The sequence below is a fragment of the Streptomyces roseolus genome (genome assembly GCF_014649855.1).
Lineage (GTDB): Bacteria > Actinomycetota > Actinomycetes > Streptomycetales > Streptomycetaceae > Streptomyces > Streptomyces roseolus.
Genome location: NZ_BMTV01000003.1, coordinates 286,776 through 310,943 on the forward strand (window position 1 = coordinate 286,776; position 24,168 = coordinate 310,943).

The window sequence follows — 24,168 nt, forward strand, 5'->3', positions numbered from 1 at the left end:
TGTTCCTTTCGGGGGATCTCACGGTGCGTGCCGCGCTCGCCGGGTGCGACGGCGCCGTCCGGCGGGCGCGGCGGGTGGGACTCGGCCGGGGCGGGGAGCCCCGGGACGGCGGGAATGGTCGGACACGCCCTAGCGGGCCGAGCCGATGCCGTCGGCGACGGGCCGGGGTTCGCCCGGCGCGGGCGCCGGTTTCCGGCCGAGGACGGAGTCGAGGATCTCGCCGACCCGGATCGCGGTGTTGGAGAGGAGGGACGACGTGATGCCGTGGGTGTGTTCGGTGCCGCCCTGGAGGTAGATGCCGCAGCGCAGTTCGGGATCGGTGGTGAGCCGGTAGTCGCGCTCGACGCGGACGCGACCCTCCTCGTCGCGGTGGCAGTGGTCGGCGACGGGGCCGAGCAGCCCGACGGGGTCGGCGGGGCTGTAGCCGGTCGCGTAGACGACGACGTCGGCGTCCAGGACCGTCTCCTCTCCCGTCACGAGGGAGGTGACGGTGGCGTGGACCCGGTCGCCGGTGTCCTCGACGCCGGTGAGCCGGGAGACGTTGAGGAAGCGGAGGCGTTCGGTGCCGAGGACCTTCTCCTGGTACGCCTGCCGGTAGAGGTCGTCGATCAGGTCGATGTCGACGACCGAGTAGTTGGTGTTGCCGTGGTAGTCCATCAGCTTGCGCTTCACGTCGCCGGGGGCCGTGAAGTACTCGTCGACGGCGCCCGGGTCGAAGATGCGGTTGGCGAAGCTGCTGTCGTCCGCGGGGCTGTAGCCGTAGCGGGAGAAGACGGCGCACACCTCGGCGTCGGGGAAGCGGCGGTGCAGGTAGGCGACGTTCTCGGCCGCGCTCTGGCCGGCGCCGACGACGACGAAGCGGGTGGGGTCCGTACCGTCCAGGGCCTCGACCTTGGTGAGCAGTTCGGAGTTGTGCCACACCCGGTCGGTCCGCTCGACGCCCTCGGGCATCAGCGGCCGGAGTCCCGTGCCGAGCACGAGGTTCCGGGCGCGGTGGACGACCGTCTCGGTGCCGGTCCGGGCGGTGACGTCGAGGTACTCGACGACGCCGTCGCGGACGACGGGTTCGATGGCGACCACCTCGTGGCCGTAGGAGACCATGTCGTCGACCTTGGCCGCCGCCCACTCGAAGTAGTCGTGGAACTCGACGCGCAGCGGGAAGAGGTTCTTGTGGTTGACGAAGTCGATCAGCCGGCCCTTGCTCCGCAGGTAGCACAGGAAGCTGTACTCGCTGGCCGGGTTCCGCAGCGTCACCAGGTCCTTGAGGAAGGACACCTGCATGGTCGCGTCGTCGATCAGCATGCCGCGGTGCCAGCCGAAGCCCGGCTGCCGCTCGAAGAAGTGCGCGGTGACGGCCTCCTGCCTTCCGACGCTCGCGTTGTGCTCGCTGAGCGCCAGCGCCATGGCCACATTGGACGGCCCGAAGCCGATTCCTATGAGGTCGTGGACCAGAGGGGCGTCGCCAGGAAGGCCCTGAGACATGTCACTCCCATCGTGCGGAACTGCCGCTTGTCAGGCGTGGGGAAGAGAACGCGACACCGGCCCGGTATCACTGCGAGCCAGCCAGAACTTAGGTAAAGCTAACCTGACCTACAAGGGACTGTCGACTGGACAAACCGGACAGTTGACGATGGTTCACTTCCCAACTGACTTGAAAACATTGGGGTATTGAAATGTTAGGTAAGCCTTGCTTTACTTGCCGCCGTCATTCGCTCTTCCGAGGAGGAACCCTCATGCGGGTCGTCATGTTCGGTTACCAGACCTGGGGTCACCGCACCCTGAAAGCGCTCCTGGAGTCCGAGCACGACGTCGTGATGGTCGTGACGCACCCCAAGAGCGAGCACGCCTACGAGAAGATCTGGAGCGACTCGGTCGCCGACCTGGCCGAGGAGCACGGCGTACCCGTCGCCATCCGCAACCGGCCCGACGACGAGGAGCTGTTCGACCTCCTCAAGGCCGCCGATCCGGACATCATCGTGGCCAACAACTGGCGTACGTGGATCCCGCCGCGCGTCTACTCGCTGCCCCGTCACGGCACGCTGAACGTCCACGACTCCCTCCTGCCGAAGTACGCCGGCTTCTCCCCCCTGATCTGGGCCCTCATCAACGGCGAGCGGGAGGTGGGCGTCACGGCCCACCTGATGGACGAGGTGCTCGACGCCGGCGACATCGTGGACCAGCGCGCGGTCACGGTGGAACCCACCGACACGGCCACCGACCTCTTCCACAAGACCGTCGACCTCATCGCCCCCGTCACGATCGGCGCGCTCGCCCGGATCGCCGCCGGCGAGACCGAGTTCACCAAGCAGGACCGCTCCCGAGCCAGCTTCTTCCACAAGCGCGCCGAGGAGGACATCCGCATCGACTGGGGCTGGCCGGCCGAGGACCTGGAGCGCCTGGTCCGCGCCCAGTCCGCGCCTTACCCCAGCGCCTTCACCTTCCACAAGGGCAAGCGCCTGGAGATCCTCTCCGCCGTCGTGTCGGAGGGCCGCTACGGCGGCACCCCGGGCCGCGTCTTCTACCGCGAGGGCGCCGGCGTCGTGATCGTCGCCGGCGCCGACGCCCGCACGGGCCGCAACCACGGCCTCGCCGTCACCCGCGTGCGGACCGAGGACGGCCGCGAACTCCCCGCCACCGAGTACTTCACCTCCATGGGCGGCTACCTCACCGCCCGGCCGTGAGCACGGGGCCCGGGCCCCGCGGACCCCGGCGCCCCCCGGACGGTCCCGGGGGGGGCCGGCACGCGCACGACACGACGGGGCCGGACACACCTCACCACCGGGGTGAGCAGGGGGAACTCATGGAACGACCGGTCGTCTCCGGCACCGCGTGCGACGCGTCCGGAGCGAAGTTCACCGTCGTCGGCATCTCGAACACGCCGACGACCGACTGGGCCCGGGTCTTCAGGGCACTGGCGGGCACCGACCTCACGCTCGCGGGGGACGCGGCGGCCCTGACGGCGGACCACGGCGCGCCCGGGACCGTCCCCGGGGCCGCGGCGCGGCGCGCCGGGGGCCCCGCGGCCGCCCCCTCGGGCCCGCCCCGTCCGAGCATGACGCCGCCGAGCGTGCTCGACCTCAACGCGTACCTCATGTACGCGATCGGCAAGGCCGCGCGCCGCCGGCTCACCGAGCGGCTGGCCGCCCACAACCTGCGGCTGTGGCACCTCACCGTCATGGCGATGGTGGCCGACCTGGGCCCGCAGATGAAGACGCTCCTCGCCGCCCGGCTCGACATGAACTCCAGCGACCTGGTGAAGATCGTCAACGATCTGGTGGGGACGGGACACGTCGACTGCGCCCGGGACCCGGACAACCGGCGCCGGATCCTCGTCCGGCTGACCCCCGAAGGGCGGGCCTACCTGGACCTGCTGAGCGCGGACATCGCCTCGACGGACGACGAGGTCCTGGCCCCGCTGGACGCGAACGAACGCGAGGTGCTCGCCTCCCTGCTCCGCCGGGTCCACCACCACCTCGTACCGGGCCCGGCCGGCACGGTCCACGAAGCGGCGCGGTTCACCGAGGTCCTGCCCGGCGGCTCCGACGAGGACGGGCGGATCGACTGGACGCGCCCCGCCGAGGAGATCGCCGGCTTCGTCGGGGCCCGGCGCCCGCCGGCCCCGAGCGCCTTCACCCACCACGCCGGCCGGCGGGTCGACGTCCTCACGGCGACGGTCTCCCGGGGCCTGTACTCCGGAGAGCCGGGCCACATCCACCACCACGAGGACGAAGGCGTGGTCGTCGTCACCGGGGCGGACCACCTCGGCGGCGGAAGGCCCGGCCTCGTCCTGCACCGCGTGCGCAACGAGCACGGCTCGGAGTTCCGGGCCGAGGAGTACTTCACCGCGGGCAGGACGGGGAACGGCGCCTCATAGGACCCTTCCGGACGACCGTACGGGCCGGCTACCGGCGGCTGCGCACCAGCAGGTACAGGAAGTACGGCGTGCCGATCACCGCGGTCATGATCCCGGCGCCCAGCTGGGCCGGGGCGATGACGGTCCGGCCCACCAGGTCGGCCGCGCACACGAGGACCGCGCCGAGGAGGACGGCGACCGGGACGGCGCGCGCGTGCCGCCGGCCCACGAGGGCGCGGGCGGCGTGCGGGGCGACGAGCCCGACGAAGCCGATGGTGCCGGCGGCGGCCACGGCCGCGGCGCTGAGCAGCACCGCGAGGACGAGGAAGCCGAGGCGGCCCCGGCCGAGGGCGAGGCCGAGCAGCCGCGGGGTGTCCTCGTCGAGGGAGACGAGGTCGAGCTCGGTGCGGCGCGCCACCGCGACGGCCAGGCCGACGGCGAGGGCCACCGCGAGCGGCACCACGTCGGGCAGGGACCGGCCGTAGGTGGAGCCGGACAGCCAGGTGAGGGCCTTGGTGGCGTTGAACGGGTCGGTCAGGATGATGAGCAGGCTGACGAGGGCGGCGGCCCCGGAGTGGATCGCGAAGCCGACGAGGACGAGCCGGGTCTGCTGGAACCCGCCCCGCGCGGCCAGGCCGAAGAGGAGGGCGGAGGCCGCGGCGGCACCTGCGAACGCGGCACCCGCCACCCCCCACCCGCCGGCCATGGGCACGGTCGTGACGAGGAGGACGGCGCCGAGCGCGGCGCCTCCGGAGACGCCCATGATGCCGGGTTCGGCGAGCGGGTTGCGGGTGACGGCCTGGACGAGCGTGCCGGCCAGGGCGAGGGCCGCGCCGGCGAGGAGCGCCGCGAGGACCCGGGGCACCCGGGTGTCGAGGACGAAGCCGACGGTCCGCCCGGCCCGGCCCGTGACCCAGTTGGCCACGTCGCCCAGGAGCAGCTTGGCGTCGCCGAGCAGGACGGCGGCGAGGACGACGCCGACGAGGACGGCCACGAGGGCGGCCGTGACCGAGACGAAGACGGCGCGGCTCCGGATGCGCAGCCGGTCGGCGGGGATCCCGCCCGTGTCCCTCAGCCGTGCGGCCATCACGATCACGAAGGCGGCTCCGACGAGGCTGGTGACGACGCCCGTCGGCACGGCGACCGCCGTGTCCGCGGGGACGAGCGCGCGCAGCAGCACGTCCGCGCCGAGCACGAGGCCGGCGCCGACGAGGCCCGCGAGCGGGATGCCGGCTCGGGTGCGGGCGAAGCCCTTGAAGCGGCGGGCGAGGGGGCGGACGAGGGCCGGGGCGCACAGGCCGACGAAGCCGACCGGTCCGGCGAGGGTGACGGCGGCGGTGGCGAGGAGGGCCGCGAGCACGACGGCGGTCATGCGGGTGGCGCGGACGGGGACGCCGAGGCCGCGGGCGGCGTCGTCGCCGAGGGCGAGGGCGTCCATCCGGCGGGCGAGCAGCAGCAGTCCGGCGAGGCCGACGACGCCGATGGGCGCCATCCGGAGGAGGCCGTCGAAGCCGTTCTGGGAGATGCTGCCCTGGTTCCAGTGGTAGACGCCCTCGGCCTCCTGCGGGAAGAGCAGGAGCAGTCCCTCGGTCATGGCGCTCAGCCCGAGGGTGAGGGCGCTGCCGGCGAGGACGAGCCGGACGGTGCCGGTGCCCAGGCCGGAGAGGCCGAGCACGACCGCGGCCGCCGCGAGGCCGCCGGCGAAGGCGATGCCGGAGGAGGCGAGCAGCGGGAGGGAGACGCCCGTGACGGCGGTGAGGCCGAGGGCGAAGTAGGAGCCGGCGTTGACGGCGAGGGTGTCGGGGGCGGCGAGCACGTTGCGGCTGACCGCCTGGAGGGCGGCGCCCGCCATGCCGAGGACGGCGCCGACGAGCAGCCCGGCGGCCATCCGCGGCAGACGGGAGGCGATGACGACGGACGCGTCGGCCGGATCGGCCGCGCCGGTGAGCGCCTTCCAGACCTCGGCGGCGCCGACGGAGGCGGTGCCCTGGGTGACGTCGACGAGGGCGAGCCCCGTGACGAGGAGGAGCAGTGCGGCCGTCACCGCGGCGGCGCCCGTCCGGGACGGGGCCGCCGGCGGGCGGGTGGCGGGGGTGGTTGCGGTGACGGCCATGGCCTCTTACTTCGTCAGGGCGATGATCGAGTCGATGTACTTCGTCATCGATCCCGGTCCGCCGAACATCCAGATGCCGTCGGGCAGTCGGTGGACGTTGCCCTTCTTCACGAACGGCAGCGAGGTCCACACCTTGTCCTTGGCGAGGGCGCCGGTGAACGGGGTGCTGTTCTCGTCGCCGTCGTTGCCGATGTAGGCGAAGTGCACGTCGGCGCTGAGCTTGGTCAGGCCCTCGACGTCGGTGGTGCCGAGGCCGTACGCCGGGTCGCCCTCGACCTTCCAGTCGTTCTTCAGGCCGAGCTCCTCGTTGACGGCGCCGATGAGCGAGCCGCCGGTGAAGGGGCGGACGGAGACCTGGTTGGAGACGACGTAGCCGTCGGCGAAGGCCACCTTGGCGCCGCCGAGGCCGGCGCCGGCGAGGGCCTTCTTCCCCTCCTCGACCTTGGCCTCGAAGGCCTTCTTGAGTTCGGCGGCCTTCTCGGTGGTGCCGGTGGCCCGGGCGAGCAGGTCGAGGTTCTTGTTCATCTGCCCGATCGGGTCGGCCGCGTCGGCCGACTTGACCTCCACCACGGGGGCGACGGCGCGCAGCTGCTTGACGGCGGCCGGCGGCAGGTCGGTGCTGGCGACGATGAGGTCCGGCTTCAGGGCGGCGATGGTGTCCATGCTCGGCTCGCCGCGGGTGCCGATGTCCTTGGGCTCGTTCTTCAGCGGGACGGCGGTGTTCCAGGTCTTGTAGCCCTTGGCGTCGGCGACGCCGACCGGGTCGACGCCGAGCGAGACCAGCAGCTCGACCTCGTGCCACTCGGTGCCGACGACCTTCTCGGCGGGGCCGTCGAGGACGACCTTCTGGCCCGAGGCGTCGGTGAGGGTGATCTTCTCGGCGGGCTTCTCCGCCTCGGCGTCGGCGGCGGGCTCGGTGGTGCCGCAGGCGGTCAGGGTGAGGGCCGCCGCGGCGAGGGCCGCGGCGGTGGCGAGGTGTCGTCTCATGAGGAGGGGCTGAGCCTTTCGCTTCGCGTGTGGTGGCGGCCGATCGCGCGGGTGCGGAGCCGTCCGGTGAGGGGGTCGGGGTCGACGTCGATGCGGATGCCGTACGTGTCGGTCAACCGCTCGGCCGTCAGGACGTCTTCGGGGAGGCCGTCGGCGACGACGCGCCCCGCGCGGAGCAGGACGACGCGGTCTCCGACGGCGGCGGCCTGGTCCAGGTCGTGGAGGACGGCGCCGACGGCGATGCCGTGGTCGTCGGCCAGGTCGCGCATGAGGTCGAGGAGTTCGACCTGGTAGCGCAGGTCGAGGTAGGTGGTCGGCTCGTCCAGGAGGAGGACGCCGGTCTCCTGGGCGAGGCAGCCGGCGAGCCACACCCGCTGGAGCTGTCCGCCGGACAGGTGCTCGACGCCGCGGTCGGCGAACTCGGCGACGCCGGTCAGGGCGAGCGCCCGGTCCACGGCCTCCCGGCCGCCCGGATCCGCCTTGCCCCAGCGTCCCCGGTACGGGTAGCGGCCGAACTCGACGACGTCCCGCACGGTCAGCCCGCCGGGCGTGGGCCGGCCCTGGGTCAGCAGGGCGACGTGGCGCGAGAACTCACGCGGGCTCAGCGCGAGCCCGTCCGTGGCCCGGTCGATGACCAGCTCGGCGGCACGGGGCCGCTGGAGCCTGGCGACGGTCCGCAGCAGCGTCGACTTGCCGCTGCCGTTCGGGCCGACCAGGACGGTCACTTCGCCCGGCCGCAGCGTCAACGACGCCTCGTGGACGACGTCGACGCCGTCGTAGGCCACGGTGACGCCCGTGGCCGCCAGCTCATGGCCGCGCGGACGGGGGATCGTGGAGGTCTCTTCACCAACATGCACGCCGCGAAGGTTAGCCTAACCTAAGTGAATATCGAAAGAGGGGGCCCACCCTTCGATCACAAGGCACTTTCACGCCGCGACAGACACCGTGATCGAGCCAGGAGTGCTGGGGAACGGGGCGACGGGGAGGCCGGCGACGCCCACCGCCGGACAGACGCGGCCGGACGGGCGGGCGGGCGGAGGGGGCGCCTCACGGACACGGGGGCACGCCGACGCGACGACGCGACGACGGCGACCAGGGAAGGGGCGAGCCCCGAAAACGATCGAGGGGCCGCTCCAGATCGCTCTGAAACGGCCCCTCGATCAACGACTCTCTCGAGTCGGGACGACAGGATTTGAACCTGCGACCCCTTGACCCCCAGTCAAGTGCGCTACCAAGCTGCGCCACGTCCCGTTGCCCGTCTGACCTGGGGTTTCCCCCGGCCGGTCGTGCAAGAGAACCATACCGCACTTCCCCCGGTGGTCACGAACCGCTTGACGGGGGTCACTCCGGGGCGCGGCCCGAGAGGGGGCACGTGCCTGCGGAATGTGGCGAGAATTCGACCCTCCGTGAGGACCCGGGGCGGACGCTGAGGCTCCAGATCGCCCGCAACACAGTCGGAAGTGATCGTCAATAGCACAGGTTTCGGACAAAGACGGGGGCGATATTGATCCACCCCGGAAAGATCAACACCATGAACGGGTCGGCCTGTTCGGGACGGGACCACCGCCGATGCACCACCTGTCCGGACCCCGCCGGACAGGCGTTTCGCAGGGAGGTACTCGTATGGACAGCTACTTCAGCAGCCGGCTGCATCATCGGCTGCGCGAGACCGTACGCGATTTCGCCGAACGGGAGGTGCGGCCCCGCATAGCCGAGATGGAGGCCTCCCGCACGGTCCACCACGAGCTGTCCCGGCTGATCGCCGCGCAGGGCTGGCTGGGGGCGACGATCAGCCCCGAGTACGGCGGCATGGGCGCCGGCCACCTCGCCAAGACGATCATCATCGAGGAGCTGTCCCGGGTCAGCGGAGCCATGGGCGCCATGGTCCAGGCCTCCCAGCTGGGCACCGCCAAGATCGTCCACTTCGGCTCCGACGCCCAGCGCAAGACCTGGCTGCCGAAGGTCGCCTCGGGCGAGTGCCTGCCGACGATCGCGGTCACCGAGCCGGAGTCCGGCGGCCACGTCCTCGGGATGGAGGCGAGCGCCGTCCGGGACGGCGACGACTACATCATCAACGGCAGCAAGATCTACGTCGGAAACAGCCACGTCGGCGACCTGCACGGCGTCGTGGTCAGGACCGGCCCCGGCTCGAAGGGGCTCACCGCCTTCCTCGTCGAGTCCGACCGCCCCGGCTTCCGGCTCGGCCCGCAGCAGCCGGCCATGGGCCTGCACGGCTTCAGCTTCGGCGAGCTGATCTTCGAGAACTGCCGGGTCCCGGCCGCCAACCGGCTGGGCGACGAGGGCGACGGCCTCGCCGTCGCGTACTCCTCCAGCGTGCTCTACGGCCGGGCCAACCTCACCGCCGTCTCCCTCGGCATCCACACCGCGATCCTGGAGGAGACCACCCGCTTCGCCCGCGAGCGGATCCGCTACGGCGAGCCGTTGTCGGAACTGCCCACGGTGAAGCTCAAGCTGGGCCAGATGCAGTCGCGCCTGATGACCGCGCGGCTCGCCGCGTACCACGCGGTGCACCTGCTCGACCAGGGCCGTTCCTGCGACACCGAGCTGATGAACGCCAAGCTGGTGAACGTGGAGTCGGCCATCGACTCCGGCCGCAACGCCATGGAGATCCACGCCGCCGCCGGCCTCTTCACCGATCGCTCCATCGAGCGCTACCTCCGCGACGCGCACCACATCTTCGCGCCGGCCGGCACCTCCGACGTCCAGCTCCTCCGGCTCGGCGAGGTCGCCCTCGGCCAGGACAAGGGCAGCTGGTCGGAGCGGCTCTCCGAACTGGTCCGCACCCCGGAACCGGAGCCCGCCGCCGTCTGAGCCCCGGAAAGGGCGAGGGCCCGTACGGCGTACCGTACGGGCCCCGCCTCCGCGTGGGCGCGGCTCAGAACCTGCCGTCCTCGCGGCGGTGGATCTGCTCGACCAGCTCCGCCGCCATCTGCTTGATGGTCTCCAGGCCCGAACGGCCCCAGGGCCGGACGTCGGTGTCGACCACGCAGATGGTGCCGAGCGCCACGCCGGTCCGGTCGATCAGCGGCGCGCCCATGTAGGAGCGGATGCCGATCTCGTCCACGACGGGGTTGCCGGCGAAGCGCGGGTAGTCGCAGACGTCCTCCAGGACGAGCGCCTTCCGCCGGACCACGACGTGCGGGCAGTAGCCGTGGTCGCGGGCCATGAACCGGCCGACGCCGCCCGCGCCGGCCGCCGCCGCGCCCAGGTCGCTGCCCGAGTGGGAGCCGCCCGGGGTGTGCAGGCCGGCGAAGAACTGCCGGTTCTCGTCGATGAAGTTGACCATCGAGAACGGGGCCCCGGTGATCTCCGCGAGCCGCTGCGCGAACTCGTCGAAGGCCGGGTCGGGGCGTTCCCCGAGGCCCAGTTCGCGCAGCCGCCGGACCCGGTCCGGGGCCTCCTTGTCGATGGGGGTCAGGAGGAGGTGACCGGTCGGGTCGTAGGTCATGGCGTGACTCCGAAGCTCGGCTCGCTGGCCGGTGTCGAGTTGAGGAGGTGCTGGACGAGGGTCAGCAGCGTGCTGATGGCGGAGCTGGAGATGCGGGCGTCGCAGAGGACGATCGGCACCAGGGGGTCGAGGTCGAGGGCCTGCCGGATCTCCTCCCGGTCGTACCGGAAGGCGCCGTCGAACTCGTTGACCGCCACCACGAAGGCGATGCCCCGGCGTTCGAAGAAGTCGATCGCCGAGAAGCATTCCTGGAGGCGTCGGGTGTCGGCGAGGACGACCGCGCCGAGCGCGCCCTCGGACAGCTCGTCCCACATGAACCAGAACCGCTCCTGGCCCGGGGTGCCGAAGAGGTAGAGGACGTTGCGGTCGTCGAGGGTGATCCGGCCGAAGTCCATGGCCACGGTGGTCGTGGTCTTGTTCTCCACGCCCTCCAGGCTGTCGGTGGCGGCGCTGACCGAGGTCAGCAGCTCCTCCGTGCTGAGCGGTTCGATCTCGCTGACCGCTCCGACGAAGGTCGTCTTTCCCACGCCGAAACCCCCCGCCACCAGGATCTTCAGCGCGGTGGGGAAGGGATCGGCCGCGAGACCGTCATGGCGTTCAGAGCCGCTGTCGTAGGCCATCGAGCACTGCCTCCAGCAAGGAACGGTCGGATGGGTTGGCGTGGAAGCGGGGGGCCCGCGCGGTGAGGGCCCCACAGTCCACGAGGTCGGAGAGGAGGACCTTCGTGACGGCCGCCGGCAGCCTTAAGTGCGCCGCGATCTCGGCCACCGAGGTGGGCCCGTCGCACAGCCCGAGGGCCAGGCCGTGCTCGGGGCCCATGTGGGCCAGGGGCCCGGAGCCGGTCGCCATCACCAGGGAGAGCAGGTCGAGCGAGGTGGTGGGCCGGGTCCGTCCGCCGCTGACGGTGTAGGGACGGATGAGCCGGCCGGCCGCGTCGTCGAGCCAGGGCCCTTCCTGCGGGGGTGAGGCGTTCACTGACCGGCGCCACCCGCCGCTGCGGCCGCCTGCCGGGCGGGCGTCATCAGGTACGGGCGGACGCTCTTGACCAGCATCGCCATCTCGTAGCCGAGGACGGCGGCGTCGGCCTCGCGCCCGGCGAGGACGGCCAGGCAGGTGCCGGAGCCGGCGGTGGAGACGAAGAGCAGGGTGGAGTCGAGCTCCACGACGACCTGGCGGACCTCGCCGCCGTCGCCGAACCGGACGCCGGCGCTGCGGCCGAGCGAGTACAGCCCGGAGGCGAGGGCCGCCATGTGGTCGGCGGCGTCGGGGTCGAGGCCGTGGACGGATTTCACCAGGCCGTCGGAGGAGAGCAGGACCGCGCTGCGGGTGTACGGGACCCGCTGGACCAGACCGCTCAGCAGCCAGTCGAGATCCGAGGAATGGCCGTTCGGCACATTGCTCGCCATTGTGTGTCTACTCCTTGTGCGCGTCGCCGTGACGCAGCGACTCCTGGGGGGTGGGCTGGGATTCGGCGAGGCCGATCCCACGCTGGAAGGCGGCCATCAGGCCGGGGTCGTGCAGGGCGTGTTCCTCGGCGGGACGGGCCTGCGGCTCGTCGCGCAGCTGGGGGACGAGGTGCTCCTGGGCGCGCCGCTTGGGCAGGTCCGGCCGGCCGGACGCCTCCGGGCGGGCCGCCGGGGGCACGGCGCCGAACCCGGCCGCGAGGTAAGGGCGTTCCGGTGCGGCCGGCGCGGGGGGCGCCGGCGCCGCGGGGGCGGGCGGCGGCTGGTAGGCGTACGGAGCCGGGGCCGGGGCCTCCGCGGGTACGGGGGCGGGGGCGGCGGGCGCGGCCGGCGCGAGCGGGGCCGTGGGGGCGTCGCCGCGGGGGTGCGGCGGCTCGGCGTGCGGGGCGGGCTGGGCGTACGCGGGCTGCGGGGCCGGGGCCTGGGGAGCCTGCGGGGCCGGGGCCTGCGCCGGGATCTGGGGCTGCTGGGGGTGCTGCTGCGGGGTGGCGCCGGTGACCGCGGCGGTCTGGCGCTCGTGCTGGGCGAGGCCCTCGGGGTCGGCGCCGAGGAGTCCCTGCGGGAGGACGAGGACGGCCTGGATGCCGCCGTAGATGTTCGACTGGAGGCGGACGGCGATGCCGTGGCGCCGGGCCAGCGCGGAGACCACGAACAGGCCGATGCGGCCGTCCTGGAGGAGGTGGGCGACGTTGACCTGGTCGGGGTCGGCGAGCAGGGCGTTCATCTTGTTCTGCTCGACGACGGGCATGCCGAGGCCGCGGTCCTCGACCTCGATGGCGAGGCCCGCGGTGACGTACTGGGCGCGCAGCAGCACGGTGGTGTGCGGCGCGGAGAAGACCGTGGCGTTCTCGACGAGCTCGGCCAGGAGGTGGATGACGTCGGCGACGGCGTGGCCGCGCAGTGTGCCGTCGATCGGCGGGACGAGCTTGACCCGGGGGTACTGCTCGACCTCGGCGATGGAGGAGCGGAGCACCTCGGTCATGGTGACCGGGTTGGACCACTGGCGGCGGGAGATCGCGCCGCCGAGGACGGCGAGGTTCTCGGCGTGCCGGCGGATGCGGGTGGCCAGGTGGTCGACCTGGAAGAGGCCCTTGAGCAGGTCGGGGTCCTCGACCTCGTTCTCCAGCTCGTCGAGGAGCTGGATCTCGCGGTGGACGAGGGACTGGAGCCGGCGGGCGAGGTTCACGAAGACCTCGACCTTCTGCTCGTTGCCGACGCTGGAGGAGAGGCGGGAGGCCTGGACGACGGCGGCGACGGCCGCCTCGTGGGAGCGGGCCAGCTCGGCGCCGAGCCGGTCGAACTCGTCGCCGTGGGTGGTGTCGGGGAGGGCGGGCCGGGGGGCCAGGTCCTCGCCGCGGCGCAACTGCTCGACCAGCGTGTGGAGTTCGTCCTGCGTCCGGGTGGCGTCGCGGCGCAGCGCGCCGACCCGGTCCAGGACGGCCCGGGCGGCGCGGTCGGCGCCGAGCGCGGCGGCCGTCACCGAGGCGACGGTGAGGGCGGCGGCGCCGGTGAGCGCGGCCCACAGACCGGGCGTCGGGGCGGTGCCGGTGGAGCGCAGGGTGAAGAGCACGGCGGCGGCGCCGCCGAGGGCGACGGCGACGGCGGGCAGGACCGAGGTGCGCAACAGCTGGGGGCGTATGCGGACTTCGAGGGGAGCGGCCGTCGCGGGCCTGGTCTGGCTGGCGCCGGTGGTCGTGGTGCGGGCGCCCGAACGGCCGTGCCGCCCGCCCTCGCGACGGTCGGACCGCGGGGCGGGTGCGCGAAGTTGTGACATGGGTGTCCTTGGTACGTGCCCGGGAAATCGGCGTACTGAGGGGTGCTTGCGGGGACTCGTGGGCCGGGGTCGGGGGGTGGTGCCGGGGAGGCTGCGGATGGGGACGGCAGGTGCGATGAGCCTACCGATGATCAGCGACCACACACTGTAGTCGTCAACCGTTCACGTGCGGTGCGCAGTTGGCAAATGTGCCCGTAGACCTGGGGAATCTGCTATTCACCCCCACTGGGAGGCCGAGATCGATTGGCTGAAAGTCGCCTGTTCGACAGGGGAGTTGTCGAAGACCGGAACCGTACGAAAGAGGGCGGAGAGGCCAATTGACCTCTCCTCTCTGCGGAAACACGCCCGGCCCGCCCACGAGCGGAATCCTCCGGAGGGCTTCCGAACCGCCCCTCCGACCCTCCTCCGTCACGGAGCGTGAACGCTCTGGGGAGGGGCGGGGCTGTCATCCTGGTCCCATGAACGCCGAAGCCGAGCTCTCCCGCCGTCCGCTGCTCGTCGTGGACGGGGCCAATGTCGTGGGCTCCGTGCCGGACGGCTGGTGGCGCGACCGGCGGGGCGCGGCGGAGCGGCTGCGGGACCGGCTGGCCGCGCACGGCGGGCCCGCCGACGGCCCGTTCCCGGGGCCGTACGAGATCGTGCTGGTGGTCGAGGGCCGCGCCCGGGGCGTCGGTTCCGTGCCGGGGGTGCGGGTCGAGGAGGCGCCCGGCAGCGGCGACGACCTGATCGCCGAGCTGGCCCGCCGGGCCCACGGCCGGCCGTGTCTGGTGATCACGGCCGACCGGGAGCTGCGCCGCCGGGTGGAGGAGACGGGCGCCCACTGCGCGGGCCCCCGCAGCCTCCCGGGCGGCTGAACGGGGCGGGGGCGGCGCCGGGGGCGCCGACGGCTCAGTACCGCTCGGGCAGGTCGCGCTCGGCCGGCAGCGGCGTGGTCTCGGCGGTGTCCGCGCCGGAGGCGGAGCGGGCGGAGGCGGCCGGGGCCGGCTTCGGGCCGCAGAAGGCCGCTTCGAGCGTGCCGCCGAGCGCCGTGTTCGCGGCGCCGTGGTTGGAGGTGTTGGCGACCGCCGAGAGGCTGCGCCGGCCGTCGCGGGTCGAGAAGGCGTACGTGTAGTAGCCCTGGACCGTGCCGGTGTGGCCGAACACCTGGGCGCCGCAGGAGAGGTCGTAGCGGCGCAGCCCGAGCCCGTAGAAGCGGGTGTTCGTGGTGTCGGTCGGGGTGACCGTCGTCATCTCCTCCAGCATCGCCGGGGAGAGCAGCCGGCCGCGCATGAGGGCGCTGGTGAAGGTGTTGAGGTCGGCGGGGCTGGAGATGACCGCGCCGGCGGACTGCGCCCAGGAGACGGTCTGCTCGGTGGAGTCCACCAGCGGCTCGCCGGCCGCGTCCGGGTGCAGGTAGCCGCGGACGCGCAGCCCCTTGATGCGGGTGTCGGGGTGGACGTAGGAGGTGTCGCGCAGCTTCAGCGGCTTGAAGATCCGGCGCTCGTACGCGCGGTCCACCGGCTGTCCGGTGAGCTTCTCGATCAGCATGCCGACGACCACGAAGTTCGCGTTCGAGTAGCGGTAGGCGACCCCGGGCTCGGTGGTGCGCGGCTCGCTCAGGGAGAGGTCGACCAGCTCCTGGTGGGTGAAGACCCTGTTCCGGACGGCCTCGAAGCCGGGCACGGTGTCGGCGAACATGGCGTTGGTGTAGTCCGCGAGCCCGCTGCGGTGCGTGAGCAGGTGCCGGACGGTGATCCGCTCGTCGGGCAGCAGCCCGGGCAGGTGGCGGTTGACCGGCGCGTCCAGCTCCAGTCGGCCCTCCTGCACGAGCTGGAGCAGCACGACGGTGGAGAAGGTCTTGCTGACGCTGCCGATCCGGAAGCGGGCACGGATGTCCATCGGGGCGCCGGAGGCCCGGTCCCGGACGCCGGCGGTCAGGCTCTCGACCCCGCCGGGACCGGAGAACCGGGCCATCGCCCCCGGAGCGCCGTTGGCCATCGCGGAGTTCAGCGCGGCGACGATGCCGGCCCGGTCGGGTGCGGGGACCGGCGCGGGCGCGGCGGCGGCGGTGCCGGCGGTGGCCGGGCCGGCCACGACGGCGGCGATCAGGGCGGCGGCGACACCGGCGGTCCGGCGTCGGCGGGTGGTCAGGGACACGGTGGTTCCTCGGCTGCTCGGGTGGGTCTCGACGCGGCGCACCCCCTCGGTGCCCGCGGACGGGACGGACCGGCCGCACGCGTACGGACACCGCGGCCGCGCCCCCGTCCACCGATCATGAGGGCCCCGGGCGCCGAAAGGTTCCGGACGCGGGCGGATTCGACCGAACGGATGCGCCGGACGCACGGCCGGGCCGCGGCCGCCGGATCCGTCCGGACCCGACGCACGGGCCCGTCCTGACGGACCCCCCACGGACGGGCCCGCACGGACAGCCCTCGCAGGGGGACCCGCACGGGCGGACCCCACGGTCAGGCCCGCACGACCAGTCCCCCGCGGACAGCCCCCGCAGACGGACCGTTCGCACGGGACCGTCCGGACTCGCCCCCGCGCGAGGCTCACCCGCCGCAGCCGCCGCACCCTCCCCAATGGGTAGCGGAGCAGCTGGCGCCGGGCTCGATGCGTGTCACGTACGACGACACCATCGCGGACCTGACCGCAGGACCGGCGGACTCCGTGCTCGGTGGGCTCACCCCGCCCTGCTTGGCCCGCCATGCGCTACGGCAGCGAGACAGTTCGAGCCCATAAGGCCCTACATATCGGGCATACGCACACCGAAGCCATCCGGATCCGGCCTTTGTTCGTGCCCTCGGGAGGAACGAATGCGCGCCCTGACTGTCCGACCCATGTCCTCTCATTCGCTAGAAGCCAGGGAGGTGGCCGAGCCGCTACCGGCCGATGGGGAGCTCTTGGTGGAGGGCCTGGCCATCGGGGTGTGCGGTACGGACAAGGAGATCGTGGCCGGTCAGTACGGCTGGGTTCCCCCGGGCCAGGAGCGGCTGATCCTGGGACACGAGTCCCTTGGCCGTGTCTGCCGCGCCCCTTCCGGCAGCGGGTTCAAAGCCGGTGATCTGGTCGCGGGTGTGGTGCGGCGCCCTGACCCCGAGCCCTGCGGAGCGTGCGCGCGGGGCGAGTTCGACATGTGCCGCAACGGCCGCTACACCGAGCGCGGCATCAAGGAGCGCGACGGGTACGGCAGCCAGTTGTGGACAGTGGAGACCGATTACGCGGTCGGAGTCGACCCACGTCTGGAGGACGTGGGTGTGCTGGTGGAACCGGCCAGTGTGGTGGCGAAAGCGTGGGAACAGGTCGAGCGGGTAGGCGGCAGGTCGTGGTTCGATCCCCGTCGTGTGCTGGTGACCGGGGCGGGACCTATCGGTCTGCTGGCCGCGCTTCTGGGGGTGCGGCGCGGTCTGGAGGTACACGTCATGGACCGGGTGACTTCGGGCCCCAAGCCAGGGCTGGTGACCGACCTCGGAGCGGAGTATCACAGCGAGGACGTGGAGCAGGTGACGGCTGCGATCTGTCCGGACGTGGTGATCGAGGCGACCGGTGCGGGGTCTGTGGTGTTCGGTGCGATGGCCGGGACGGCCCCCTACGGGGTGGTGTGTCTCACCGGTGTCTCCTCAAGGGGCCGCACGCTGACGGTCGACGCGGGGAGCGTCAACCGGGAGCTCGTCCTGGAGAACGACGCGGTGATCGGCTCTGTCAACGCCAATACGCGCCACTACCGCGAGGGGGCCGACGCTCTTGCCAAGGCCGATCGCACCTGGCTGGAGCGCATGATCACGCGACGCGTCGGCCTGGACCACGCCACCGAAGCCTTCAACGCGCGGGAGGACGACATCAAGGTGGTCATCTCTCTGGGCTGAGCATGCTTTTCCGATCGACTCATCATGGTGTGGAGGGCGACAAGTGCTTGCCGGGCAGACGCAGGAAGTGGTGCACGACAGGAAAGCGCCCCTGGTCGTCGTCATGGGGGTGTCGGGCTCGGGCAAGACCACGATCGGCCAGGCCCTCGCCAGGCAACTAGGGGTGCCCTATGCGGAAGGCGACGACTTCCATCCACCTGCGAACGTGGCGAAGATGAGCGCCGGCACCCCGCTGACGGACGAGGACCGCTGGCCCTGGCTGGACGCGATTTCCGGGTGGCTCTCCACGCACCGCGACTCAGGAGGCGTCGTCGCGTGTTCGGCGCTCAAGCGGGAGTACCGGGACAAGCTGGCCTCGGTTGCCAGGCATGTGTTCTTCCTTCACCTGCACGGTGCACCCCGGCTCATCGCCGACCGCATCTCCTCCCGGCGCGGCCACTTCATGCCCGTCGAGCTGCTGCGCTCGCAGATAGAGGCATTGGAGTCGCTTGCTCCCGGCGAACGGGGCGCGCGCGTTCCCATCGACGGCACCCCGGCCGAAACAACGGCTCTCGCCCTGGCCGCCGTGCGCTCCGCAGACCACTTCGAGTATTGAAGTCGGCTGGATCCTGCGCGCGCTGGATGAGAGGGCCACGGTGAGCGCTCCCTCGGCCGCCGTAGGTCGTTCAGGAGGGCTACGGGCGGACGGTCACCCCCTGATCGGATGCCCTGAACAGGGCACGGTAAGCAGGTGCCGACCAGGATGAGGGGAGTGTCCCACTACGAGGAGGGAGATGACCGACTTCGACAGGACGGGGAGCGGTCGGTTCTCGGGGGACCACGATCCAGGCTCCGGCACGATCGACCTTCGGCGCGTGGGGGCGAACCCCGATTACTGGTATCCGGTCGCGCTGTCCCCGCAGAGTGCGCAGTCGAGGGGGCGGCACCTCGTTTGCCGGACAGCGCATGGCTATCCACCGAACGGAGATCGGTGGACGCGGTGGTGCGGGGTGAAGGGGAACCAGGCGTGGCCTCCCTGCTGGAAGCGGTCCAGGACGGCGGCGTGGAGAAGGTGCCGGGGATCATCACAGAGGCGGGGCACGGCCCCGCACCCAGCATCGACACCCCCGTTCCGGCGCGCGACCTGACCCGGCACCGGCGTCGGTACTTCATCGGTGAACTGGATCCGTGCACGTCGATCGAGTTCACCAGAGGCTGCCCGTGGGACCGTTCCTTCTGCTCCGCCTGGACCTTCTACGGGCGCAGCCACCGAAAAGCCTCTCCGGAGGCGGCCGACGCGGAGATGGCGAGTATCCGGGAACCGAACGTGTTCATTGTCGACGACGTCGCGTTCATCCGGCCGGAGCACGGGCGCGCGATCGACGCCGAGGGGCTGGACCTGTATCGCAAACGGGTCAGCCCCGACGACAACTTCCGGGCACTGGTGGTGGCGCGCCGGCTCGGCATCAACGTCGCGATCAACCTCATCGTGGACCCGGCCTGGGACGAAGAGCGCTTCCGTGTCGTCCGGGACTTCGCGCTCGCCGTCCCTGAGATCGTGCACCTGACGGTGATGACGCCCTATCCGGGAACGGAGATCTGGCACACCGAGTCCCGGAGACTCACCACCCACGACTACCGGCTCTTCGACATCCAGCACGCCGTAGTGCCCACCACCCTGCCCCTGGACGTCTTCTACCGCGAACTGGTCAAGACGCAGGCCGTCATCAACCGCAAGCACCTGGGCCTGTGGACCGCCGCAGACGCCCTGTGAGTACTGGCAGGTAACCTCGCCCATGGACAGACAGACTTCGCCCGCATGCTCTGGAAGTTCAACACCGCCTATAATCCCGCGCGGCAACTGGCCGACCACCAGCGCGAAGTACGCTACCAACTCCCGCTGCCGCGACACCTCGCTGTAGGTGACCGCCGGAAACTGTACGTGCACACTCGCCCGGTCGGACGACGTGAGGCCGGAGCGGCCGAGTAGCAAGGTGTCGTGTTACGCGGTCGGCGCCCATGGCATCGTTTCTCCCTCGCCAGGTAACCGCGCGGCATCAGCCGAACCGTTCGGAGCGCGGAAACCTCCACAAGGACGCAGGAGAGCGTGCGTCCGTCGCTCCATGATTGGTTTTAGCCGTTTCGGGCAGTCGGGCGTGAGAGCCATCCGACCGTGACACGAGTGCACACCGTAAGCACGAGAGCCAGACCAAGGAGGGGCCGTGGACAACGCCCGCATACCGACTCTGAGGAAGCTGAGCGATTCCGACCAGACGGTCGCCGCGCCGGAAGAGGACATCCGAGGTCGGACTGTCAGCACGGCTGACGGCGAGGACCTGGGGAAGATCGACGATCTGCTGATCGACGACGACGAGGGTAGGGTCCGTTTCCTGCTCGTCGAGCACGGAGGCTTTCTGGGCCTGGGCCAGAAGAAGACGTTCATCCCCGTCGATGCCGTCACACGGATCAGCGAAGACCATGTCTTCATCGACCAGTCCCAGAAGCAGGTGACCGATGCCCCGGCGTACGACCCTGACCTCGTGGACACGGACGACTACTACGGCAGGGTGTACTCGCACTACGGCTACACCCCGTTCTGGGGCATGGGTTACACCTACCCCCCTTACCCCTTCCCCCGCTGAGCGGCACGAGGTTCCCCTGCGCCGGAGGGAGCAGTGCGCATATGATCTACGACTCCTGGCATGATCTCTTCCGTGTTCTGATCATGGCGGCACTCGCCTATCTGACTCTGATCGCCGTGGTCCGCGCGTCGGGCAAGCGTGCGCTGTCAAAGATGAACGCCTTCGACCTGGTGATCACCGTCGCACTCGGTTCGACCTTGGCAACCATTCTCCTCAACCGCCAGGTTGCCCTCCTTGAAGGGGCTATTGCACTGACGGTACTGGTCGCTTTGCAGTTCCTCACGGCGTGGGCATCAGTCCGTTCCGACGGAGTCCGGCGACTGGTGAAAGCGAGACCTACCGTACTGCTGCACCAAGGCCGCATGCTGCATGAAGCGATGAGGCGACAAAGAGTGACGCCTGATGAGCTGAGACAAGCCGTCCGGTCTCAAGGAATGGGAGACATCCACGACGTGCAAGCCGTCGTCCTGGAAACGGACGGCAGCTTCAGCGTGATTTCCCGCTCAAAGTACGGCTCTGGCACCGCCCTGGAGGGTGTCGAGCGCTCTCAGCCGGATGCTGCACCAAAGGGCGGGGGACAGGGTGATCGCGGGAAGGAGCCGACATGACTGAGATCGAGCCGAACCCTCCGCATGAGTCCACCCTCACGTGGAACAAGGTTGCCAGCCACGACAGCTACGAGGAAGCGCAGGCTGCCGTCGACTGCCTGTCGGACAAGGGCTTCCCGGTGGAGCGCCTCGACATCATGGGCACCGATCTGCGTCTCGTGGAGCATGTGACAGGGCGGCTCACCAAGGGGCGTGCTGCCGCCGCCGGGGCGGCGGGAGGTGCCTGGTTCGGACTGCTGGTCGGCCTGTTGGTGGGTTTGTTCACCGCAGGACCGGTGTGGCTGGGGCTGCTTCTCGGCGGACTGCTGTCCGGTGCTTTGTGGGGCGCGGTGCTGGGCTGGGCCGGACACGCCGCGACGGGAGGCCGGCGTGACTTCTCCTCGACCCGAGCCCTGGCTGCGGCCCGATATGACCTGATCACCAGCGGTGGCCAGGCCGAGCAGGCTCGGGCAATCTTGCACAGCGAAGGCTTGTCCGGCGTCTCTTGATACGAAGAACGCCTCGCCGCATCGACGCCTCAAGCTGCCGAAGCAGGGTAGTCGCTGTGCGTCCGAAGCACCGTGTCATCGCAGGAGTGAGTGCCGAAGGGGTGCACGAACATGTTGAACGCGATGCCTCATACGGATCGGCTCGTCATCGTGGGCGTCGATGACGGACCGCATCAGGACGAGATCGTGCGCTTGGCGGCGCGGCAGGCGGAGCTCCGCGAAAGCGAGCTTCACATCGCTCACGCCATTCGGTTCCCGCTGCCAGGCGGTTCCCCGACGGACGAACAGGAGAAGCACTTGGCCGTCCACGTCGGGGGACGGCTCGTGGAGCGATATGAAGACCTTGTACGCCAGGAGTTTCCGGGTCTTACCGTAGCGGGCGAGCTGCCTATCGGGCAGGCGGCCGCGGTGCTGATCGAGCGCTCAGCGGATGCCGGACTGCTGGTGACCGGGCATCGGGGCAGCGGCGGATTCCCACGGTTGCCGCTCGGCTCGGTCAGCTGGCAGGTCGCCACGCACGCCCGTTGTCCGGTGATCGTGGTCCGCCCCCATGACACCGGCGGGTCGCCGGAGAACCGCGTCGTGGTGGGAGTGGATCTGGAAGACCCCTCACCAGACGCCCTGGACTTCGCCTATGAGCAAGCCGAGATGTCGGGCGCGCGCCTGGAGCTGGTGCATGGCGCCTTCCACGTGGGGATGGTTCCCACCGGTCCGATCGGAATGGTGCCCGCCGACTTCGCGAACCTCGACCACGGGCCGCGCGACTTTCTGGACAGGGAGATCTCCGGGCGACAGGCCCGGTATCCCTCGGTGCGGGCGACCGTGCGCATAGAGCGCACAAGGGCCGCGACGCTCCTGGCGGAGGCCGCCCGCGACGCGGCCCTCCTCGTTGTCGGTTCGCGGGGCCGCTCCGGGGTGAAGCGCCTCCTTCTCGGTTCGGTCAGCGCCGAGGTGCTGCATACAGCGGAGTGCCCCGTAGCTGTCGTCCCCGGGCAGGGCGGCGGCGACTGACCGCCCTCCTCACCGACCGCACGCACTGTTGAGAGGCGGACCCGCATGGGCGACAGTGGGCCGAGGCGCGTGGAAGAACGCGACGGGTACCTTCCGATAGCGGACCACGGACTGTTGGGCGACGGCCGCGGGTCAGCGCTGGTGGGGCGGAACGGCGCGGTGAGCTTCATGTGCGTCCCCCGCTTCGATTCGCCGCCGCTGTTCTGCGGCTTGCTGGACGCCGGCCGCGGCGGTCGATTCCTGATCGCCCCGGCGGATCTGCACAGCACCGAGCAGTGGTACGTGGAGGACACCGCTGTGCTGATCACGCGCATGTACGGCACCAGAGGCGTCATCGAGGTCACCGACACGTTCCTGCTCCGGCCGGAGTCCCTCCTGGAGGAAGACGTACCGGCGGGAATCGGAGCCCTGGCACGACGCGTACGCGTCGTGGCCGGAAGCGTGGACCTCCGCGTGCTCCTGCAACCGCGCGGCGGTGCCCAGTGGAAGAAGCGGACGGGCTCCTGGCTTCTGTCCTGCCCCCGGCAGGGGCTTTCGCTCCACCTGTCGTCATCGCGGCCCCTGCCGGGACTCGACGACTGCACCCTGCCGATGCGCTCCGGGGAGGAGCTGGCACTGAAGCTCAGCTGGGATGGGCCCCTGCCGGCCTCCGCGGAAGAGGTCGACACGGCTCTGAACGGCACGATCCGTGCTTGGCGGCGGTGGACGGCGCAGGTGGTTCACGAGCTGCCCCAAGCCGGTCTGGTGCGGCGCTCGGCGATCACCCTCAAACTGCTGGATTACGTAGAGAACGGGGCTGTGATCGCCGCTCCGACATCGTCTTTGCCCGAGTTCATCGGGGGTTCCCGGAACTGGGACTACCGCTACACCTGGATACGGGACGCCGCCTACACGGTTTTCGCGCTGCGGCGTATCGGGCTGCCCATGGAGGCCGGGGGCTTTCTGGATTGGGCTCTCACCACAGCCAGGTGGAGCGATGACCGACCACGGGTTCTCTACGGCGTCGACGGCCTGCCTCCTCAGCCCGAGACGATCGACGAGCAGCTGGAGGGATACCGCGGGTCGGCTCCGGTGCGGTGGGGAAACGCCGCCGTCGACCAGATTCAGCACGACGTGTACGGCGAGATCCTGGACTGCGCGTTCCAGTGGGCCGCAACCGGCGGCCGACTCGGCGGCGATCTCTGGAATCGCCTCGCTGTCCTGGTCGAACAGGCCCGCCGTGCTTGGAGAACACCCGATCGTGGCATCTGGGAGGTACGAACGGCGGGCCGGCCCTTCACCTACTCCGCCGCCATGTGCCAGGTGGCCCTCGACCGGGCCGCCCGCCTCGCCCGCAGGCTGGGTATGCCTGGCGACGCGGACGGTTGGGCCACGGAGTCCAAGCGGCTGACCGATCGCATCCTGCGGGAAGCATGGGACGAAGACGCAGGGGCGCTCACCGAGCACCTCGGCCCCGGCGGTGGCCTGGACGCGTCGCTACTGGCTCTCCCGCTGCGGCGCGTGGTGCCGGCGGACCACCCGCGCATGATCGCCACCAGCGAGGCCGTGGCGGCGCGGCTCGGCGCCGGCGGGGGTCTGCTCCACCGCTACCTTCCGGTTCAGTCACCGGACGGACTGGGACAACCTGAGGGCGCATTCGTCCTGTGCAGCTTCTGGCTCGTGGACAACTTGGCAGGTCAGGGACGCACTGATGAGGCCGCGGAACTCTTCGACAAGCTGTGCTCATACGCGAGTCCCCTCGGGTTGCTCGGCGAAGAGATAGATCCGACCACGGGAGACTTCCTCGGCAACTTCCCGCAGGCGCTCAGCCACGTCGGTCTCGTGTCGAGCGCGGTCGTGCTCGGCCGAGTCCAGCATGGTGTACGACCAGAACTGTCCACCCAGGCGTGGTTCTCCTGACCGGGCTACCGGACCCGGTGTCCGCGGGGCGCCGTCC

Annotated in this window: 21 protein-coding genes, 1 tRNA gene and 1 pseudogene; 12 read left to right on the plus strand and 11 right to left on the minus strand. The window is 71.0% G+C overall.

All coding sequences use genetic code 11. The features are described from left to right. Positions 1 to 129: 129 nt before the first annotated feature. Positions 130 to 1,482, minus strand: a complete 1,353-nt coding sequence (locus IE245_RS05105) for a lysine N(6)-hydroxylase/L-ornithine N(5)-oxygenase family protein (protein ID WP_189945503.1) — start codon at positions 1,480 to 1,482, stop codon at positions 130 to 132. Positions 1,483 to 1,733: 251 nt separating this feature from the next. Between IE245_RS05105 and IE245_RS05110 the strand changes: the two genes are divergently transcribed. Further along, on the plus strand, positions 1,734 to 2,681 hold the full coding sequence (locus IE245_RS05110; protein WP_189945504.1) for a methionyl-tRNA formyltransferase: 948 nt from the start codon (positions 1,734 to 1,736) through the stop codon (positions 2,679 to 2,681). Positions 2,682 to 2,800: 119 nt separating this feature from the next. Further along, positions 2,801 to 3,874: a winged helix DNA-binding protein gene (locus IE245_RS05115; protein WP_189945505.1), complete on the plus strand. Its 1,074-nt coding sequence runs from the start codon at positions 2,801 to 2,803 to the stop codon at positions 3,872 to 3,874. Positions 3,875 to 3,902: 28 nt separating this feature from the next. On the opposite strand, the gene IE245_RS05120 is transcribed toward IE245_RS05115, so the two are convergent. The 4 genes from IE245_RS05120 to IE245_RS05135 all read right to left on the minus strand — a co-directional run bounded on the left by IE245_RS05120 (position 3,903) and on the right by IE245_RS05135 (position 8,204). Beyond that, positions 3,903 to 5,966 (minus strand): iron ABC transporter permease, encoded by a 2,064-nt coding sequence (locus IE245_RS05120; RefSeq protein WP_189945506.1) that lies wholly within the window; start codon positions 5,964 to 5,966, stop codon positions 3,903 to 3,905. Positions 5,967 to 5,972: 6 nt separating this feature from the next. Next, positions 5,973 to 6,953 (minus strand): iron-siderophore ABC transporter substrate-binding protein, encoded by a 981-nt coding sequence (locus IE245_RS05125; protein WP_189945507.1) that lies wholly within the window; start codon positions 6,951 to 6,953, stop codon positions 5,973 to 5,975. Further along, positions 6,950 to 7,810 carry an ABC transporter ATP-binding protein gene (locus IE245_RS05130; protein WP_189945508.1) on the minus strand — a complete coding sequence of 287 codons (861 nt, stop codon included), beginning with the start codon at positions 7,808 to 7,810 and terminating at the stop codon, positions 6,950 to 6,952. The genes IE245_RS05125 and IE245_RS05130 overlap by 4 nt, the downstream gene beginning before the upstream one ends. A 320-nt stretch (positions 7,811 to 8,130) precedes the next feature. Next, positions 8,131 to 8,204: transfer RNA gene (locus tag IE245_RS05135), tRNA-Pro, on the minus strand. A gap of 372 nt (positions 8,205 to 8,576) precedes the next feature. Here IE245_RS05135 and IE245_RS05140 point away from each other — a divergent pair. Further along, positions 8,577 to 9,785 (plus strand): acyl-CoA dehydrogenase family protein, encoded by a 1,209-nt coding sequence (locus tag IE245_RS05140; RefSeq protein ID WP_189945509.1) that lies wholly within the window; start codon positions 8,577 to 8,579, stop codon positions 9,783 to 9,785. A 64-nt stretch (positions 9,786 to 9,849) separates the two neighbouring features. Here the strand turns inward: IE245_RS05140 and IE245_RS05145 are convergent, their stop codons facing one another. From IE245_RS05145 to IE245_RS05165, 5 genes are read right to left on the minus strand one after another with little or no spacing between them, the layout of a single operon-like run. Beyond that, on the minus strand, positions 9,850 to 10,422 hold the full coding sequence (locus IE245_RS05145) for a GAF domain-containing protein (protein ID WP_189945510.1): 573 nt from the start codon (positions 10,420 to 10,422) through the stop codon (positions 9,850 to 9,852). Then, positions 10,419 to 11,042 (minus strand): GTP-binding protein, encoded by a 624-nt coding sequence (locus IE245_RS05150; RefSeq protein ID WP_189945511.1) that lies wholly within the window; start codon positions 11,040 to 11,042, stop codon positions 10,419 to 10,421. The genes IE245_RS05145 and IE245_RS05150 overlap by 4 nt, the downstream gene beginning before the upstream one ends. Beyond that, on the minus strand, positions 11,020 to 11,397 hold the full coding sequence (locus IE245_RS05155; RefSeq protein ID WP_189945512.1) for a DUF742 domain-containing protein: 378 nt from the start codon (positions 11,395 to 11,397) through the stop codon (positions 11,020 to 11,022). The genes IE245_RS05150 and IE245_RS05155 overlap by 23 nt, the downstream gene beginning before the upstream one ends. Then, positions 11,394 to 11,828, minus strand: a complete 435-nt coding sequence (locus tag IE245_RS05160) for a roadblock/LC7 domain-containing protein (RefSeq protein ID WP_169089929.1) — start codon at positions 11,826 to 11,828, stop codon at positions 11,394 to 11,396. The genes IE245_RS05155 and IE245_RS05160 overlap by 4 nt, the downstream gene beginning before the upstream one ends. Positions 11,829 to 11,835: 7 nt before the next feature. Next, positions 11,836 to 13,659, minus strand: a complete 1,824-nt coding sequence (locus IE245_RS05165) for a sensor histidine kinase (protein WP_189945513.1) — start codon at positions 13,657 to 13,659, stop codon at positions 11,836 to 11,838. Between the two features lie 458 nt (positions 13,660 to 14,117). On the opposite strand from IE245_RS05165, the gene IE245_RS05170 reads away from it, so the two are divergent. After that, positions 14,118 to 14,513: a PIN domain-containing protein gene (locus tag IE245_RS05170; RefSeq protein WP_189945514.1), complete on the plus strand. Its 396-nt coding sequence runs from the start codon at positions 14,118 to 14,120 to the stop codon at positions 14,511 to 14,513. A gap of 34 nt (positions 14,514 to 14,547) precedes the next feature. Here IE245_RS05170 and IE245_RS05175 read toward each other — a convergent pair whose 3' ends face one another. Continuing rightward, the gene (locus IE245_RS05175; protein WP_189945515.1) at positions 14,548 to 15,795 is read right to left on the minus strand and encodes a serine hydrolase domain-containing protein; all 1,248 of its coding nucleotides are present in this window, start codon (positions 15,793 to 15,795) and stop codon (positions 14,548 to 14,550) included. Positions 15,796 to 16,454: 659 nt separating this feature from the next. On the opposite strand from IE245_RS05175, the gene IE245_RS05180 reads away from it, so the two are divergent. The 8 genes and pseudogenes from IE245_RS05180 to IE245_RS05215 all read left to right on the plus strand — a co-directional run bounded on the left by IE245_RS05180 (position 16,455) and on the right by IE245_RS05215 (position 24,131). Further along, the gene (locus tag IE245_RS05180) at positions 16,455 to 17,504 is read left to right on the plus strand and encodes a glucose 1-dehydrogenase (RefSeq protein WP_189945516.1); all 1,050 of its coding nucleotides are present in this window, start codon (positions 16,455 to 16,457) and stop codon (positions 17,502 to 17,504) included. Positions 17,505 to 17,607: 103 nt separating this feature from the next. Next, complete coding sequence (locus IE245_RS05185; RefSeq protein ID WP_189945585.1) at positions 17,608 to 18,099, plus strand: gluconokinase; 492 nt, start codon at positions 17,608 to 17,610, stop codon at positions 18,097 to 18,099. A 372-nt stretch (positions 18,100 to 18,471) separates the two neighbouring features. Next, a pseudogene (locus tag IE245_RS05190) lies at positions 18,472 to 19,473 on the plus strand (hopanoid C-3 methylase HpnR); the annotation flags it as partial. 232 nt (positions 19,474 to 19,705) lie between these two features. Next, the gene (locus IE245_RS05195) at positions 19,706 to 20,125 is read left to right on the plus strand and encodes a PRC-barrel domain-containing protein (protein WP_189945517.1); all 420 of its coding nucleotides are present in this window, start codon (positions 19,706 to 19,708) and stop codon (positions 20,123 to 20,125) included. Positions 20,126 to 20,166: 41 nt separating this feature from the next. Beyond that, positions 20,167 to 20,733 (plus strand): DUF421 domain-containing protein, encoded by a 567-nt coding sequence (locus IE245_RS05200; RefSeq protein ID WP_189945518.1) that lies wholly within the window; start codon positions 20,167 to 20,169, stop codon positions 20,731 to 20,733. After that, positions 20,730 to 21,221 carry a YflT domain-containing protein gene (locus IE245_RS05205; RefSeq protein WP_189945519.1) on the plus strand — a complete coding sequence of 164 codons (492 nt, stop codon included), beginning with the start codon at positions 20,730 to 20,732 and terminating at the stop codon, positions 21,219 to 21,221. Before IE245_RS05200 ends, IE245_RS05205 begins: the two co-directional genes overlap by 4 nt. Positions 21,222 to 21,332: 111 nt before the next feature. Then, a complete protein-coding gene (locus IE245_RS05210; protein WP_189945520.1) occupies positions 21,333 to 22,232 on the plus strand; it encodes a universal stress protein in 900 nt (299 codons plus the stop codon). Between the two features lie 45 nt (positions 22,233 to 22,277). Next, the gene (locus IE245_RS05215) at positions 22,278 to 24,131 is read left to right on the plus strand and encodes a glycoside hydrolase family 15 protein (RefSeq protein WP_189945521.1); all 1,854 of its coding nucleotides are present in this window, start codon (positions 22,278 to 22,280) and stop codon (positions 24,129 to 24,131) included. The last annotated feature ends 37 nt before the right edge of the window (positions 24,132 to 24,168 follow it).